Raw genomic sequence first — 15,378 nt, forward strand, 5'->3', positions numbered from 1 at the left:
GTTAGGGCGGAGGCAGCACACGGGGAAGGGAGGTGTCCCGCATGCGCGGGTAGTGAGGTTGTCCCGCACGCACGGGTAGGGAGGTGTCCCGCATGCGCGGGTAGTGGGGTTGTCCCGCATGCACGGGTAGCGGGGTTGTCCGGCATGCACAGGTAATGGGGGTGTCCCGCATGCGCGGGTCGCGGGGACACTGCGCCGCCGCGGGTAGCGAGAGGCTGCGCGCGGGGGCGGGGGGCGGCAGAATGCCGCGCATGGCTGACTCCGCGTCCGGCAAGTCCTGCGTTTTCTGCGAGATCGTGAAGGGCGAGCGCCCCGCCCATATCGTCCTCGACACCCCGGACGTGCTCGCGTTCCTTGACGCGCGGCCGCTCTTCAAGGGGCACACGCTGCTGGTACCGCGGACGCACTACGAGACGTTGCCGGATCTGCCCGCCGAACTGCTCGGCCCGTACTTCGGGCATGCGCAGCGGCTCGCCGCGGCCATGGAGTCGGTGCTCGGCGCGGCCGGCTCCTTCGTGGCCATGAACAACCGCATCAGCCAGAGCGTCCCCCACCTGCACGTCCATGTCGTTCCGCGCAACCGCAAGGACGGCCTGCGCGGGTTCTTCTGGCCCCGCCAGAAGTACGACTCCGACGCCGAAGCCGCCGACTACGCCGCCCGCCTGGCCACCGCCCTCGCCAACACCTCCTGACTCACGTGGTCCCGCACCCCTCCGGGCCGGCGGCCGCCGCCCTGAACCCGGCGCCCCCGCGCCGAAGCCTGCCGGTCACCTTCGCGAACCTGGTGAGGGCCGCCGGCGGACCGAGCGCGGACAGCTCCGCCGAGTTCGCGGGAGACGGTGACCGAATCCGATGGCCTCTGCCATCGGATCTGGCTGTCCTCGCCACCGAACTTGGCGGCCGGATCTGATGGCGGGCTTCGCTGAGCGCGGCGGGGAGCGTCTCCGAGTCTGATGGGGATCGCTATCGATTCTGGTGGGACCGCCGTCGGGTCAGGTGGACTGCTCCGTCGAGCCCGTCGGGGTCGTTGCCGGGCCACGGGGAGATTGCCACCGGACCTGGCGGGGACCGCCGGGGGATCTGGCGGACTGCTGCGCTGAATGCGGCAGGGGCCGTCGACGGGCTTGGTGGGGGGCGGTCTTGGGACTCGTGGATCGCTTCGCTGAGTCCGGCGGAAACCGCCACTGACCCTGGCGGGGGCCTGGGGCGGAGCCGGTGGATCGCTCCGTCACGCCCGTCGGGGGTCGCTTTGAGCCGCAGCAGAGACCGCCACCTGGGTGTTCCCGGGGCGGGTGTCGGGTCTGGCGGGTGGTTTGCCGAGCCTGGCGGGGCCGTCGCCGGGCTCGGCGGAGGGGGTGTGGGTGGGTTAGGGGAGGGCTAGGAGGAGGGCTATGTAGGGTTCGGTCGCTTTGGGGTCGGGGGGTGGGTCCTGGCAGGTGGCGCGTTGGGCGGCGGCGTGTTCGTAGAGGTCGCGTTCGGCGCGGTCCAAGGCGGCGGAGAGGACGAAGTCGGAGACGGTCCAGCCGATCAGTTCGGCGGCCTTGCGGAGGACGAGGAGTTGCTCGGCGGAGGTGCTGAGGGCGATGCGGTCGTCGGTTCCGGGAGCGGGAAGGTCCGGGCGGACCGACTCAGACATGGCCGGTCTCCTTCCTTGCGGCATCTCAACGTACGCCGCGAGGGGGCGCCGGGACATCCTCATTCGGGACGAGAAACGGCGGTGGGAGAGCGGCCGCGGAAGGCGGCGCGCCGGCTCAGCGGGTGCCCCAGGAGTAGGTCTGTTTCCGCAGCTTGAGGTAGACGAAGCTTTCGGTGGAGACGACCCCCGGGACGGCGCGGATCCGGCCGAGGAGCTCCAGCAGGCCCTCGTCGTCCTCGCAGACGAGCTCGACGAGGATGTCGAACGAGCCGGCGGTGATGACGACGTAGTCGATCTCGTCGAGGGCGGAGAGCTCGTCGGCGATCGTCTCCAGGTCGCCCTCGCACTTCACGCCGATCATCATCTGCCGGGAGAAGCCGAGCATCAACGGGTCGGTGACGCCGACGATCTGCATCACGCCGGCGTCGAGGAGCTTCTGCACGCGCTGCCGGACGGCGGCCTCGGAGAGGCCGACGGCCTTGCCGATGGCGGCGTAGGAGCGGCGGCCGTCCTGCTGGAGCTGCTCGATGATCCGCTTGGCGGTCTCGTCGAGCTGCACGGCAGGCCGGGCGGACCCCCGGCGCGCGGGAGGGCGCTCCTCCGTCATCGTTGGTACTCCTAGCTGCGGCATCGAGGGTGAGAGGCGGTCGGTCCAAGTGAATTAGTCGTGAAACTGGATCGTAACAACGGAATCACTTGTATTGGGCGAGAACGTCTGTCAGGGTCGGGCCAACGGACGGTTCGGGCGGCGGCGCCCAGGAAGGATCGAGATGAGCGGCGAACGGCTGCGCAACTTTATCGGTGGCGAGTACGTGGACGCCAAGGACGGGCGGACGCTGGAGGTGGTCGACCCCAGTACCGGCGAGGCGTACGCGCAGGCGCCCGTGTCCGGCGCCGAGGACGTCGACGCCGCGTTCCGCGCCGCCGCGGAGGCGTTCCCCGCGTGGCGGGACGCGACGCCCGGCGAGCGCAGCCTCGCGATGCTGCGGTTCGCCGACGCCGTCGAGGCGCGGGGCCGCGAGCTGGTCGAGGCGGAGAGCCGCGACACCGGCAAGCCCGTGCAGCTCACCATGGAGGAGGAGCTGCCGCCGATGGTGGACAACCTCCGCTTCTTCGCGGGGGCGTCGCGGGTGCTGGAGGGCAAGGCCACCGGCGAGTACCTGGCGGACCACACCTCCTCGATCCGGCGCGAGCCCATCGGGGTGTGCGCGCAGGTCACGCCGTGGAACTACCCGATGATGATGGCGGTCTGGAAGTTCGGGCCGGCGCTCGCGACGGGAAACACCGTCGTGCTCAAGCCGTCGGAGACGACCCCGGTCAGCACGCTGATGCTGGCGGAGATCGCCGCGGAGCACCTGCCGCCCGGCGTGTTCAACGTGATCTGCGGCGACCGCGACACCGGCCGCGCGCTGGTGGAGCACCCGACGCCGCAGATGGTGTCGATCACCGGCAGCGTGCGGGCGGGCATGGAGGTCGCCGCGTCCGCCGCGAAGGACCTGAAGAAGGTGCACCTGGAGCTCGGCGGGAAGGCGCCCGTCGTGGTGTTCGACGACGCCGACGTGGCGTCGGCGGCGCAGGGCATCGCCGAGGCCGGCTACTTCAACGCCGGGCAGGACTGCACCGCCGCGACGCGGGTGCTGGTCGCCGACCGGCTGCACGACGAGTTCACCGAGGCGCTCGCCGAGGCGGCGCGCGGTACGGTCGTCGGCCCGCCGAGCAACACCGACGCCTTCTACGGCCCGGTGAACAGCGCCGCGCAGCTGGAGCGCGTGCAGGGCTTCATCGACCGGGTGCCGGGGCACGCGCGCGTGCTGGCCGGCGGGTCGCGGTCCGGCGACACCGGCTACTTCTTCGAGCCGACCGTCGTCGGCGGGCTCCGCCAGGACGACGAGATCGTGCAGAACGAGGTGTTCGGCCCGGTCATCACCGTCCAGCGCTTCTCCGACGAGGCGCAGGCGGTCGAGTGGGCGAACGGCGTCCGGTACGGGCTGGCGGCCAGCGTGTGGACGCAGAACCACGGGCGCGCGATGCGCATGAGCAAGGCACTGGACTTCGGGGCGGTGTGGGTGAACACCCACATCCCGTTCGTCTCGGAGATGCCGCACGGGGGCTTCAAGCACTCCGGCTACGGCAAGGACATGTCGATGTACGGAATCGAGGACTACACCCGCGTCAAGCACGTCATGCACTACATCGGCGCCTGAGGGGCCCGTCGCGGCGGTGCGCGGGCCGGTGCCCCGTCCACGGACGGGCGCCGGCCGGCGCGGGGGCGCCGCCGCGGTGGCCGGGCGCCACGAGCTCGTGAAGGAAACCCCTGCCCATGACCGAAACCCAGCCCGCCCCGGCGCGCGACGACCCGGGTCGCGCAGTTCCCGCCATCGAGCTCACGGGAGTCGAGAAGACCTTCCACGCCTACGGCGAGGCCGTCGCGGCCGTCGGCGGCGTGGACCTGGCGATCGGGCAGGGGGAGTTCTTCTCCCTGCTCGGCCCGTCCGGCTGCGGCAAGACCACCACGATGCGCATGATCGCCGGCTTCGAGGAGCCGACGGCCGGCGAGGTCTACCTGCACGGACGCAGCGTCACCGGCGTGCCCGCCAACCGCCGTGACGTCAACATGGTGTTCCAGTCCTACGCGCTGTTCCCGCACATGAACGTCTTCGACAACGTGGCGTTCGGGCTGCGGCGACGCGGCGTCGCCAAGGCCGAGACCAAGGCGCGGGTCGGCGAGATGCTGGAGATCGTCGACCTGACGGGGCGGGAGCGGCGCCGTCCCGCGGAGCTGTCGGGCGGCCAGCAGCAGCGGGTCGCGCTGGCCCGCGCGCTGGTGAACCGGCCGCGCGCGCTGCTGCTGGACGAACCGCTCGGCGCGCTGGACCTGAAGCTGCGGCAGGCGATGCAGGTCGAGCTGAAGCGGATCCAGCGGGAGGTCGGCATCACGTTCGTGTACGTGACGCACGACCAGGGCGAGGCGCTGACGATGTCGGACCGGATCGCGGTGATGAACGACGGGCTGATCGAGCAGCTCGGCACGCCGCGGGAGATCTACGAGCATCCGGCGACGCGGTTCGTCGCGGGGTTCATCGGGACGTCCAACCTGCTCGGCGGGGAGGTCACCGAGGTGTCCGGGGGCGGCGCGGTGATCTCCTACGGTCCGGACGGGCGGATCGAGGTGCCGGTGCGGGACGGACTGAAGGTCGCGGGGGGGGAGCGGCTAGAGCTGACGGTCCGCCCGGAGAAGATCGGCATCGGGACGGACAAGCCGGCGGGCGACCTGTGCGGCGTCCGCGGCACGGTCACCGAGGTCGTATACCTCGGGACCTCGACGAGCTACAACATCACCACCTCCACCGGCGCCGACGTGGTCGTGTTCATGCAGAACGCCACGAACGCCGACGACATCGCCGTTCGCGGGGACGGCGTCTGGCTGTCGTGGGACCCGCGCCACTCGTACGCCATAGGAGCCCCCCAGTGACGAACCTCGACCCCGCGTTCCTGCGCGGACTGACCCGCCCCCGCCTGGCACGGTCCACCGCGTCCCGCCGGGACGTCCTGCGGATGATGGGCGCGGCGGGCGCCGGCCTGGCCCTGTCGGCCTGCGGTGTGAAGGGGCAGGGCGGCAAGGAGAAGGTCACGCGGACCGACGTGGAGAAGTACTGGTCGGGCAAGTCCAAGACCGGGAAGCTCGCGTGGGCGAACTGGCCGGGCTACATGGAGGACGACCACTCGACCATCAAGGCCTTCGAGAAGGCCACCGGCATCAAGGTGGACTACAAAGAGGTCATCCAGGAGATGGGGCCCTGGTTCGGGAAGATCCAGGCGCCGCTGGCGGCAGGCCAGTCCATCGGCTTCGACCTGATGGTGATGACGAACGGGATCCAGCTGGAGCAGGCGCGGCAGCTCGGCTACCTGGCGCCGCTGGACCAGTCCCGGCTGAAGAACTTCCAGGCCAACGCCGGTGCGTCGTTCAAGAACCCGTCGTACGACCCGGGCAACGCGTTCACGATCCCGTACGAGTCGGGCATCACCGGGATCGCGTACAACACCAAGTACGTCAAGGAGGAGATCACCAGCATCGCGCAGCTGTTCGACCCGAAGTACAAGGGGCGGGTCGGCATGATGGGCGACTCGCAGGAGCTCGGGAACTTCGGGCTGTTCCTGCTGGGCATCGACCCGGAGAAGTCGACGCAGGCCGACTGGGAGAAGGCGGCGGCGAAGCTGCGCGAGCAGCGCGACAAGGGGATCGTCCGCAAGTACTACAACCAGGACTACGTCGACGCCGTCAGCAAGGGCGACGTGTGGATGACGATGGCCTGGTCGGGTGATGTGTACAGCATGACGAGTCCGGACGTGCGGTTCGCCATCCCGAAGGAGGGCGGCACCATCTGGACGGACAACATGTGCATCCCGAAGACCGCGGGCGCCCCGGTCGACGCGATCACGCTGATGGACTGGCTGTACGTGCCGGAGAACAACGCGCCGCTGACCGAGTTCGTCAACTACATCACGCCCGTGCCGGGGGTGAAGCAGGTCGTGGCGGCGGACGCGGCGAAGGCGACGGGACAGGAGAAGAAGGACCTGACCCGGCTCAGCACGAGCCCGCTGGTGTTCCCGTCGGACGCGGACATGCAGCGGCTGCGGCACTACCGGCGGCTCACGCAGGCGGAGGAGACGCAGTACCAGAAGATCTTCGAGCCGATCGCCAAGGGGTCGTGATGGCCCGCCGGCCGCGGGGCGGCGCGTTCGCGCCGTACCTGATGATCCTGCCGAGCGGGCTGTGGATGCTGGCGTTCTTCATCGTCCCGATCGTGCTGATGGTGTCGCTGTCGCTGCAGACGGGCAACCTCATCGACGGCTTCCGGCAGACGTTCCACTGGCAGAACTACACCGACAGCCTCAACACCTACGGCGACAAGGTGGTGCGGTCGCTCTGGTACGGGCTGATCGCGACCGTCCTGTGCATCGCGCTCGCCTATCCGGCGGCGTACTGGATCGCCTTCCGGGGCGGCCGGCACAAGTCGACGTACCTGTTCATGCTGCTGCTTCCGTACTTCGTGTCGTTCGTGCTGCGGACGGTGTCGTGGAAGCTGGTGCTGACCGACAACGGGCCGATCCTCGGGCCGCTGCGCAACCACGGCCTGCTGCCGAACGGTTTCCACGTGCTGGACACCGGTGTCGCGGTGGTGTCGGGGCTGACGTACAACTTCCTGCCGTTCATGGTGCTGCCGATCTACGTGGCGCTGGAGCGGATCGACGAGCGGGTCGTGGAGGCGGCGTACGACCTGTACGCGAGCCGGGCGCAGGCGTTCGCGCGGGTCGTGCTGCCGCTGTCGCTGCCGGGCGTGTTCGCGGGCGTCATCATGACGTTCGTGCCGGTGTCGTCGGACTACGTGAACGCCGAGGTGCTGGGCGGCCCGCAGAACACGATGATCGGCAACGTGATCCAGACGGAGTACTTCGACAACAGCGCCTACCCGGTCGCGTCGGCGCTGTCGTTCGCGCTGATGGCGATCCTGCTGGTCGGCATCTTCGTGTACGCGCGGTCGCTCGGCACGCAGGACGTTCTGGAGGCGGCGGGACGATGACGACGATCGCACCCACCGCGGCGCCGCGCCCGGCGCCGCCGCGCAGGCGCCGCCGGATCTCCGGCCTGCACCTGTACACGCTGCTGGTGATCGCGTGGCTGATCCTGCCGATCGCCATCATGATCCTGTTCGGGTTCAACGACACGCACAGCAAGCAGAACTTCCAGTGGCAGGGCTTCACGTTCAAGTGGTACGTCCACCTGTTCGACAAGGAGGACCTGACCACCGCGGTCGTCAACTCGCTGATGATCGCGCTGCTAAGCACCGCGATCACCACGGTCATCGGGACGTTCGCCGGGATCGCGCTCGGCCGGCACCGGTTCCGCGGCAAGGGCGCGACGAACCTGGTGCTGTTCATGGCGATCTCCTGCCCGGAGATCGTGATGGGCGCGTCGCTGCTGTCGATGTTCGTCACGTTCAACCTGCCGCGCGGCTACCTAACGATCCTGCTCGCGCACGTGATGTTCTCGATCGCGTTCGTGGCGGTGACGGTGCGCGCGCGGGTGGTCGGCCTGGACCCGGCGGTGGAGGAGGCGGCGCAGGACCTCGGGGCCGGGCCGTGGACCCGGTTCCGGCTGGTCACGCTGCCGATGATCATGCCGGGGGTGGTGGCGGGCGCGCTGCTGGCGTTCGTGCTGTCCATCGACGACTTCGTGATCACCAACTTCACCAGCGGCTCCACCATCACGTTCCCGCTGTGGATCTACGGTTCGACCAGGACCGGGACGCCGCCGCAGGTCAACGTGATGGGGACGATCATCTTCGCGGTCGGCGTGGTGATCGCGGTGGTGTCGGCGCGGCGCAGCAGCCGCGCGGCGCGCTGAGGGCGGGGACGTGCCGCAGGAGGTGTCCAAGGCGCTCGCCGACGCCGAGCCCGTGCCGTTCTGGCTCGCCGGCGCGGCACGTCCCGAGCCCGAACCGCCGCTGGCGGGCGAGCGGTCGTGCGACCTCGCCGTGGTCGGCGGCGGCTACGGCGGCCTGTGGACGGCCCTGCTCGCCAAGGAGCGCGACCCGTCCCTGGACGTGGTGGTGCTGGAGGCGGGGCGGGTGGGGTCCGCCGCGTCCGGGCGCAACGGCGGGTTCTGCTCGGCGAGCCTCACCCACGGCCTGGAGAACGGCGCGGGCCGCTGGCCGGACGAGATGCACGAGCTCGAACGGCTCGGCTGGGACAACCTGCGCGCCATCGGGACGACCCTCACCAGGTACGGGATCGACGCCGAGTGGGAGCCGACCGGCGAGATGACGGTCGCGACGCGGGAGTGGCAGGTTCCGGCGCTGGAGCGGGAGGCGGAGAAGGCGTACGAGCTGGGCTGGGAGCCGATCCTGCTCGGCCCGGACGCGGTCCGCGCGCAGGTCGCCTCGCCCACCTACCTCGCCGGCCTGTGGGACCGCGACTCCGTCGCCATGGTGCATCCCGCCAAGCTCGCCTTCGGGCTGGCCGCGGCGTGCCGGGCCCTCGGCGTCCGCATCCACGAGAACACGCGGGTGACGGGGCTGCGCGCGGACGCCCGCAGGCTCCGGCTGAGCGGCGCGCACGGGTCGGTGACGGCCCGTCGCGTCGCGCTCGCGACCGGCGCGTTCCCGCCATTGCTGCGGCGCATGCGGAATTTCCTCGTGCCCGTGTACGACTACGCGCTGGTGACCGAGCCGCTTTCCCCTGCGCAGCGCGAGGCGATCGGCTGGAAGCACCGGCAGGGGCTCGGCGACGCCGGCAATCAGTTCCACTACTACCGGCTCACCGCGGACGATCGGATCCTCTGGGGCGGATACGACGCCGTCTACCACTACGGCAATGGCATGCGCCGTGACCTGGAGAACCGTCCCGCGACCTTCGCCGCATTGGCGCGGCACTTCTTTGACACCTTCCCTCAGCTGGAAGGAGTCCGTTTCACGCATGCGTGGGGCGGCGTCATCGACACGTGCAGCCGTTTCTGCGCGTTCTATGGCACGGCGTACGACCACAGGCTCGCCTATGCGGCCGGCTACACCGGCCTTGGGGTGGGAGCCACGCGTTTCGGCGCGGACGTCGTGCTCGACCTGCTCCGCGTGGGCCTGGCACCCGGCGAGGAGACCGAGCGGACCCGGCTCGCGATGGTGCGCTCCAAGCCCGTCCCGTTCCCGCCCGAGCCGCTCAGGTACGGCGTCATCGAACTGACGCGGCGCGAGTTGGCCCGCGCTGACCGCAACGACGGCCGCCGCGGCCTGTGGCTCCGCTCCCTGGACCGCCTCGGCCTCGGCTTCGACTCCTGACGGGACCGCGGCGGGCGGGGGATCAGTCCGGGGACGAGTCGATGGTGCCGAACACGAAGGAGGAGACCTCGAGGTACAGCTGCTCGGGGTAGGGCACGAAGCGGATCCTGCGGAGCCCCTGCTTCTGCCCGGCCGACTCGATGATGAACTCGCCGTAGCCGAGCGCCCGGCCCGTGTAGGACCGCTTCAGCTCGATGTTGTCGACCTTCGCCATCGGCATCATCGCGATGTCGCGGTTGAGCACGCCGCGGATCACCATGATCCGGTGCTCGGTGACCAGGAAGAACTGCAGCGACCACGCGGCGAGGTTCCACACGAGGTAGCCCACGGTGACCAGCCACAGCAGCCAGATCCAGGCGAAGCCGACGGTCAGCTGGACGGCCGCGCACAGGATGAGGCCGGCGACCACGGAGACGATCGGCATCAGCAGGAGGGCGGGGTGCCGGCGCACGGCGATGACCCGCCCCTCGTAGGTCATCAAGTACCTGTCGACCATCCGCGTCGTCGTGTCGTCGCGGTGGACCACCATGTCCTGCAGATTCACTGCGGTTCCCCATCGTGTCCGGTGCGTCCAACGGTAGCCCAACGCGCGCCGCGGATGCAGGGAGCGCGGCGGTGAGACGGGCGCGCCCGCGCGGCGCACCGCGGCGTGCCCGCGAGGCTCGCGGGCCGAACGGCGCAACGGCCTTGTGCGGGCCGGGCGGGCGGCTGATGATGTTGGGCATGGACGGCGTTGGGGAGGCCGGGCAGCGGCCGTACGAGGGCGCCGCGGGCGCCCGGGGACCGCAGGAGGGCTTCGCCGGCGACGTCACGGGCCGTCCGATCTGGCGGCTGCTGCTGCGCGGCCTCGGCGTGTACCTGCCGGGCTGGCGGACGCCCGAGACCGTGCTGCGGGTGCCGGGCGGCGCGACCGGGTTCGGGCCGCCCGCGTTCCTCGACGGCGACGCCGGGTTCGGCCTGCAGCTCCCGGACCGGCGCAAGGGCCTGGAGCCCGACCGCGAGATCTACGTGCGGGGCCGCGAGAACCCGAGCTTCGGCATCGTCGTGGCGGGCCCGGCGGAGGCGATCGGCAGCCGCGTCGTGGACGCGGAGGTGCTGATGCGGTTCGCGCGGCGGCTCACCTTCGAGGAGCTGTTCGACACCAGCGACGCCGACTCGGTGCCGTATGCGGTGCGCGGCGCGCGCGCGGTGGAGAACGTGGTGTTCCTTGACCGCGCCGCAGGAGTCGGGCTGTGCGCGGAGGTCGAGCCGGTGACACGCGCCTTGCACTGCCCACTGTACGTGCGCATCGGCGGCCCGGCGGAACGGACGGTCCGCGCCTACGCCATGAACACCGTCCCGGACGCGGACACCTCGCAAAACGACGCGGCCTACGGCATGGACCCGTCCTACGGCGTGGACGCCCAGGCGGTGAGGTCCCACAGCTGATGGGACGGCAGGCGCCGCAGCCGCTCGGTGGCGGACGACGGGTCCCAGAACACCTCGTCGCTCTCCAGTTCCAGCGACTGCCCGGCGGTCAGCACCGCGCACAGCAGCTCGTCGCGGGTGCGGACGGCCATCAGCGGCCCGATCTGCGCCACCGCGCCAGAGCACTCCGAGAGCGTGCGCAGCAGCGCCTTGAGCGACTCCTCGTCCTCCGGCGCGCGCGCGGGCTCCACCCCGGGCGGCAGGCCCGCCTCGACGCGGGCCAGCCCGGCGCGGCGGTCGCCGCCGTTGGAGGTGAGGCCGTTCTTCGGCGCCTCGGCGCCGGCCGAGATGAGCAGCGCACTGAACGCCCCCGCGAGGTCCTCGGCGGCCTGCCCGCCGAGGAAGTAGCGGCGCCGCTCCGGCGAGTCCGGCGCCGTCCCGTCGGTGCCCTCCGCGGTGCGGAACCGGACGTGCAGCCGGCTCGCCCGCACGCACCGCTCGTACATCTCGCTGAGGATGTCCTCGAGCTGCCCGTCGCGCGTCCACAGCCGCCCCGTGGCGGTGACGGACGTCCCGCCGGGATGGTCGCGGGGGCGGCCGGTCAGCGCGGCCGTGACGGTGTCGTCCAGCTCGCCCTCGGTGTACTGGAGCAGCTCGGTGACGACGTCCTCGACGTCCTCCAGCGTGCGCGTGAGGGTGCGCTGCAGCTCGAGGATCTCCTCGCCGCCGCGCTCCAGCTCGGCGAGCCGGTCCAGCGCGCCCTCGACCTTGCCCTCGACGGCCGCGGCGCCGGCGCCGGTCACCGAGCGGACCGACGACTCGATCTCGCCGAGCTTGCGGCGCAGCGCGGCGAGGGTGATCCGCTGCTGCTCCAGGTCGTGCAGGCGGCCCGCCTGCACGCGCAGGTGCTCGTCCGCCTGGTGGACGCGCCCGGCCAGCTCCTCGACCTGCTCGTGGTTGTGCCGCAGCCTGCCGTCCAGCGCGGGCAGCACGTCCTGCTTGACCCGCGCCAGCTCGGCGGTGAGCTGCTCGCCGACCGTGACCAGCACGTTGTTCTGCTTGGTGACCTGCTCGTTCAGCTCGTCGACGCGGCGGCCGAAGGCGGTGGCCTGGTTGCGGGACTGCCGCCCCGCATAGAGCTCCAGCGCCCCGACCACGACGCACAGCACCACCAGGACGACCGTCGTCATGGCACTCCTCGGGCGGGGCGGTTCCTATCGGAATGGGTTTTGATCGCGACCATAACTTACGATCACGCGCGCCGACCGGAACTTACGTAACCGACTGATCTCAGTGACCGTCCGGTCTCATCCGCCCTTCACGCCCCGCCATTCATGCCATTGCGCATCCGCAAGGTCACGCTTCGTCACAACCCTCGAATTGGGGCACGGTGGTGGTGACTTTCAGACCCGCGGGATCGAACCATTTGTGGAGCAGCCGCGGCATGGTCCCGTCCTGGTACATCCCGGTGAGCGCCTTGTTCACCTTCTCGCAGCCGTCGATGTCGTCCTTGCGCAGGCCGATGCCGTACGGCTCGTCGGAGAACGGCGCGTTGACGATCGCCACCTTGTGGCCCTCCCGGACGGCCTTCGCCGCGAGCCCCGCCAGGATCAGGTCGTCGGTCGAGACGGCGTCGAGGCGGTTCGCGGTCAGGCCGTCCAGGCAGGCGGCGTAGCCCTCGCGCTCCCCGACGTCCGCGGGCAGCGCCGCCACGCCGATCTCGTCGTGGACGCGCGGGTACGACACCGACCCCGCGACCCGGCACAGCCGCTTCCCGGCGAGGTCGTGCACGTTCTTCACGGTGGCCGCGTCGGACCCGCGGACGAGGATGTCCTGGTGCGCGACGTAGTACGGCCCGGCGAACGCGACGTCCAGCTTGCGCTCGGGCGTGATCGAGTAGCTGGCGACCACGAGGTCGACCTTGCCCTTCTCGATCAGGCTCTCGCGGGTCTTGGACGTCACCGGCGCGAAGCGGACGTGCGAGCCGGTGACGTGGAGCCGCGCGGCGACCTCCCTGGCGACGTCGATGTCGAAGCCCGCGTAGGTGCCGCCCGTGCGCGACCCGACGCCGGGCTGGTCGGTGTTGACGCCGATCGTGAGCTCGCTCTTGTGCGCGACGGACGACTCGCCCGCGTCGGCGATCCCGCAGGCCGCCGCCGCCAGCGCCGTCGTCCCGGCGGCCAGCAGCGCCGCCGCCGCGCGCAGGGCGCTCCCGTTCCGTCGGATCCCCATGGTCCCCATCCCGCGCCTTCTCAACTCTGCCACCGGTACTCCGCCAGGCGGGGCCGCACGCCGGCGAGCGCCAGCACGATGATGACCAGGCCCGCGACGGGCAGGACCGCGTACCAGCCGCCCGTGCCGTGCTCGCCGTCCTTGACGGCCTTCTCGAACGCGCCCCAGTGCAGGCCGATCAGGGACTGCATGTCCTTGTCGTACCGGGTGAAGTCGGCGGTGGAGGCGCTGCGCGCCGCGGCGGCCTGCGCCGGCTGCCCGCCGTCGGTGAGCGTGCGCATCCGGTGGTCGTTCTGCTGGACCTTCTGGTAGTCGGCCAGCACGCGCCGCAGCGCGTCGTCGGTGTCCGCGGGCCTGTCCGGGTCCGCGGCCCGGCCGGCCTCCGTGCCGAGGAAGCCGAGGAACGGCGCGCGCCCGCCGCCGAAGGACAGGCCCTTCTGCACGGCGGTGTTGTACTCGTCGAGGTTCCCGGCCTTCAGGTAGAGGACGGTCTGCGACTTCTTCAGGTACACCTGCTCGTAGGCGTCGGAGCGGGCCGGGTCGAGCAGGAAGCGCGTCTCGTCGGCGTTCGCGCTGTTGCTGATGGCGCGCGCCCGCGACAGCGACAGGATCGGGTCGAAGCCCTGCTCCTTCGCCCTGCGCAGGTGGTCGGCCTGCCCGCCGAGCATCGCGGCGCAGCCGGCGACGAGGACGAGCGCGCCGAGCGTGGCGACCGCCAGCGCCGGGTTCAGCAGCCGCCGGAACCGGCGCGCCAGGTACGCCTGGAGCCCCAGCAGGACGGCCAGCAGCACGACCCCGGTGACGACGACCCACAGGGCGCCGGACCGGACGTCGGAGCGCTTGTCCTCGTAGGTGTGCCGGACGAGGGTGCCGTTGTCGAGCGTGAGGTTGTACGCCTTCGGCAGCAGGTCGAGCTTCATCATGTCGGTCGCCTGCCGGTACACGTCCAGGACCTGCTTCGGCGGCCGCCCGGACGTGCGCCCGGCCTGCTGGTCGAGCAGCAGCGCCTGCGCGGCGAGCCGCTCGTACCGGCCGAGGCCGTCGAGCAGCTCGCGGGCGGTGTCGTCCTCGGTGGTGCCGCGGGCCAGCTTCGCCGCCTTCAGCAGCGCCTTGCCGGCCAGCTGCCGGTCCTGGTCGTAGCGGGCGAGGGACTGGTCGCGGCCCCCGCCGGGTGCGGCGCCCGCGAGCAGCGCGTTGGCCAGCTGCGCGTCCATGTCCGACAGCTGGAAGTACATGTCGCTGGTCGCGACGACCTGCGGGCCCGCGTCCTTGCCGATCACCTTCACGCCGTGGCGGGCGTCGCCGATCGCGATCCACGCGACCACGAGCAGCGCCACGAGCACCACGGCGACCGCCCCGGTCAGCGCCCGGATCCGGCCCGCGACGGTGCGGGGGAGGGCGCGCGCGATCCCGGCGGGCTCGGCGCCGGCGGCGCGCCGCAGCCGCCCGGCCGGCGGCCGTTCGGGCGGCGCCGCGCCGGCGGCGGGGACGGCGGGCCCGGCGGCCGTCCCGGACGGTGCGCCCGGCGGTCCCGCCGGTGCCTGCTGGACGGCCGTCATGGCGCCTCGTCTCTGGTCAGCGTGATGGTGGTCCAGGCGCCGACGTGGATGCGGTCGCCGGCCGACACCGGGACCTCCTCGTTCAGCGGGATCGGCTCGGTCGAGCCGTTCAGGCAGGTCCGGTTCCGGGACCCGGGGTCGACGAGCGTCCAGGAGCCGTCCGGCTTGGCCAGCAGTACCGCGTGGACGTGCGAGACGCCCGGGTCCTCCGGCGGTTCGCGCAGGTCGATCTCCGGCGGGGACGGCTGCGCGGAGCTGCGCCGCCCGATCCGGATCTGCTGCCCGGCGAGCGGGATCCGCCGCTCCGGCGCGTACGGCGGGAACGCCAGCGTCGAGGAGTCCGGGCCCTCCTCGGCGATGACCGCGTTGTAGTACGCGCGGTCGGCGGCGACCACGGCCGTCCAGCCCGTCGCGCCCGGGAGGGGGCGTTCCGGGGGGCCCGGGTCCGGCCCGGGCGGCGGCGGGACGCTCCGGTCGGGCGTGGGCTTCCCGCCGCCGGTCGCGAAGTCGTAGCCGCAGATCTCGCAGAACCGGTCGGTGCCGGGCTCGCCGCAGTCGGGGCAGGTCCGCGTCCCGGACCCGCCGGCCGCCGCCCCCGCCGCCGCACCGGGAGAGGGCGCGGGGGCCGGCGCGGCGCCGCCGATGAGCTCGCCGCATTCGTCGCAGTAGTCCGCGGCCTGGGAGGTGTGTCCGTTGGGGCAGATCGCCATGC

Annotated in this window: 15 protein-coding genes; 8 read left to right on the forward strand and 7 right to left on the reverse strand. The window is 71.5% G+C overall.

Features of this window, described 5'->3' with window-relative positions; all coding sequences use genetic code 11:
* The first annotated feature begins 251 nt into the window (after positions 1-251).
* Positions 252-692: an HIT family protein gene (locus J4709_RS42580; protein ID WP_307802034.1), complete on the forward strand. Its 441-nt coding sequence runs from the start codon at positions 252-254 to the stop codon at positions 690-692.
* A gap of 674 nt (positions 693-1,366) precedes the next feature.
* Here the strand turns inward: J4709_RS42580 and J4709_RS42585 are convergent.
* Both J4709_RS42585 and J4709_RS42590 read right to left on the reverse strand, forming a co-directional pair.
* A complete protein-coding gene (locus tag J4709_RS42585; RefSeq protein WP_208250739.1) occupies positions 1,367-1,636 on the reverse strand; it encodes a type II toxin -antitoxin system TacA 1-like antitoxin in 270 nt (89 codons plus the stop codon).
* Between the two features lie 115 nt (positions 1,637-1,751).
* Complete coding sequence (locus tag J4709_RS42590; RefSeq protein ID WP_208250740.1) at positions 1,752-2,243, reverse strand: Lrp/AsnC family transcriptional regulator; 492 nt, start codon at positions 2,241-2,243, stop codon at positions 1,752-1,754.
* Between the two features lie 163 nt (positions 2,244-2,406).
* On the opposite strand from J4709_RS42590, the gene J4709_RS42595 reads away from it, so the two are divergent.
* From J4709_RS42595 to J4709_RS42620, 6 genes are all read left to right on the forward strand, one after another.
* Positions 2,407-3,840 carry a gamma-aminobutyraldehyde dehydrogenase gene (locus tag J4709_RS42595; RefSeq protein WP_208250741.1) on the forward strand — a complete coding sequence of 478 codons (1,434 nt, stop codon included), beginning with the start codon at positions 2,407-2,409 and terminating at the stop codon, positions 3,838-3,840.
* A 116-nt stretch (positions 3,841-3,956) separates the two neighbouring features.
* Positions 3,957-5,108 (forward strand): ABC transporter ATP-binding protein, encoded by a 1,152-nt coding sequence (locus J4709_RS42600; protein WP_208250743.1) that lies wholly within the window; start codon positions 3,957-3,959, stop codon positions 5,106-5,108.
* A complete protein-coding gene (locus J4709_RS42605; protein WP_307802035.1) occupies positions 5,105-6,349 on the forward strand; it encodes a polyamine ABC transporter substrate-binding protein in 1,245 nt (414 codons plus the stop codon). Before J4709_RS42600 ends, J4709_RS42605 begins: the two co-directional genes overlap by 4 nt.
* Positions 6,349-7,218, forward strand: coding sequence for an ABC transporter permease (locus tag J4709_RS42610; protein ID WP_208250745.1), 870 nt, complete (start codon positions 6,349-6,351; stop codon positions 7,216-7,218). Before J4709_RS42605 ends, J4709_RS42610 begins: the two co-directional genes overlap by 1 nt.
* Positions 7,215-8,042 carry an ABC transporter permease gene (locus J4709_RS42615; protein ID WP_208250747.1) on the forward strand — a complete coding sequence of 276 codons (828 nt, stop codon included), beginning with the start codon at positions 7,215-7,217 and terminating at the stop codon, positions 8,040-8,042. The genes J4709_RS42610 and J4709_RS42615 overlap by 4 nt, the downstream gene beginning before the upstream one ends.
* 10 nt (positions 8,043-8,052) lie before the next feature.
* Positions 8,053-9,468 (forward strand): NAD(P)/FAD-dependent oxidoreductase, encoded by a 1,416-nt coding sequence (locus J4709_RS42620; protein WP_307802036.1) that lies wholly within the window; start codon positions 8,053-8,055, stop codon positions 9,466-9,468.
* Positions 9,469-9,490: 22 nt separating this feature from the next.
* Here the strand turns inward: J4709_RS42620 and J4709_RS42625 are convergent, their stop codons facing one another.
* On the reverse strand, positions 9,491-10,012 hold the full coding sequence (locus tag J4709_RS42625) for a PH domain-containing protein (RefSeq protein WP_307802037.1): 522 nt from the start codon (positions 10,010-10,012) through the stop codon (positions 9,491-9,493).
* A gap of 179 nt (positions 10,013-10,191) precedes the next feature.
* Between J4709_RS42625 and J4709_RS42630 the strand changes: the two genes are divergently transcribed.
* Positions 10,192-10,896, forward strand: a complete 705-nt coding sequence (locus J4709_RS42630; protein WP_208250749.1) for a hypothetical protein — start codon at positions 10,192-10,194, stop codon at positions 10,894-10,896.
* Here J4709_RS42630 and J4709_RS42635 read toward each other — a convergent pair.
* The 4 genes from J4709_RS42635 to J4709_RS42650 form a co-directional block, all read right to left on the reverse strand.
* Entirely contained in the window at positions 10,857-12,065 is a 1,209-nt protein-coding gene (locus J4709_RS42635) for a hypothetical protein (protein ID WP_208250751.1), read from the reverse strand. The two genes, J4709_RS42630 and J4709_RS42635, sit on opposite strands and share 40 nt — an antisense overlap.
* Before the next feature lie 166 nt (positions 12,066-12,231).
* Positions 12,232-13,107 carry a glutamate ABC transporter substrate-binding protein gene (locus J4709_RS42640; protein ID WP_208250753.1) on the reverse strand — a complete coding sequence of 292 codons (876 nt, stop codon included), beginning with the start codon at positions 13,105-13,107 and terminating at the stop codon, positions 12,232-12,234.
* 20 nt (positions 13,108-13,127) lie between these two features.
* A complete protein-coding gene (locus tag J4709_RS42645; protein WP_269757601.1) occupies positions 13,128-14,666 on the reverse strand; it encodes a GlnX family signal transduction membrane protein in 1,539 nt (512 codons plus the stop codon).
* Positions 14,663-15,376 carry an FHA domain-containing protein gene (locus J4709_RS42650; protein ID WP_208250755.1) on the reverse strand — a complete coding sequence of 238 codons (714 nt, stop codon included), beginning with the start codon at positions 15,374-15,376 and terminating at the stop codon, positions 14,663-14,665. The genes J4709_RS42645 and J4709_RS42650 overlap by 4 nt, the downstream gene beginning before the upstream one ends.
* Positions 15,377-15,378: the final 2 nt, after the last annotated feature.

Origin of the sequence: Actinomadura violacea (assembly GCF_017573465.1) — a bacterium.
GTDB classification, from domain to species: domain Bacteria; phylum Actinomycetota; class Actinomycetes; order Streptosporangiales; family Streptosporangiaceae; genus Spirillospora; species Spirillospora violacea.

Bases quoted from the DNA above. Each gene is read 5' to 3' on its own strand.
- J4709_RS42580 (WP_307802034.1), top strand. From the start codon at position 252: ATGGCTGACTCCGCGTCCGGCAAGTCCTGCGTTTTCTGCGAGATCGTG.
- J4709_RS42585 (WP_208250739.1), bottom strand. From the start codon at position 1,636: ATGTCTGAGTCGGTCCGCCCGGACCTTCCCGCTCCCGGAACCGACGAC.
- J4709_RS42590 (WP_208250740.1), bottom strand. From the start codon at position 2,243: ATGACGGAGGAGCGCCCTCCCGCGCGCCGGGGGTCCGCCCGGCCTGCC.
- J4709_RS42595 (WP_208250741.1), top strand. From the start codon at position 2,407: ATGAGCGGCGAACGGCTGCGCAACTTTATCGGTGGCGAGTACGTGGAC.
- J4709_RS42600 (WP_208250743.1), top strand. From the start codon at position 3,957: ATGACCGAAACCCAGCCCGCCCCGGCGCGCGACGACCCGGGTCGCGCA.
- J4709_RS42610 (WP_208250745.1), top strand. From the start codon at position 6,349: ATGGCCCGCCGGCCGCGGGGCGGCGCGTTCGCGCCGTACCTGATGATC.
- J4709_RS42615 (WP_208250747.1), top strand. From the start codon at position 7,215: ATGACGACGATCGCACCCACCGCGGCGCCGCGCCCGGCGCCGCCGCGC.
- J4709_RS42630 (WP_208250749.1), top strand. From the start codon at position 10,192: ATGGACGGCGTTGGGGAGGCCGGGCAGCGGCCGTACGAGGGCGCCGCG.
- J4709_RS42635 (WP_208250751.1), bottom strand. From the start codon at position 12,065: ATGACGACGGTCGTCCTGGTGGTGCTGTGCGTCGTGGTCGGGGCGCTG.
- J4709_RS42640 (WP_208250753.1), bottom strand. From the start codon at position 13,107: ATGGGGATCCGACGGAACGGGAGCGCCCTGCGCGCGGCGGCGGCGCTG.
- J4709_RS42645 (WP_269757601.1), bottom strand. From the start codon at position 14,666: ATGACGGCCGTCCAGCAGGCACCGGCGGGACCGCCGGGCGCACCGTCC.
- J4709_RS42650 (WP_208250755.1), bottom strand. From the start codon at position 15,376: ATGGCGATCTGCCCCAACGGACACACCTCCCAGGCCGCGGACTACTGC.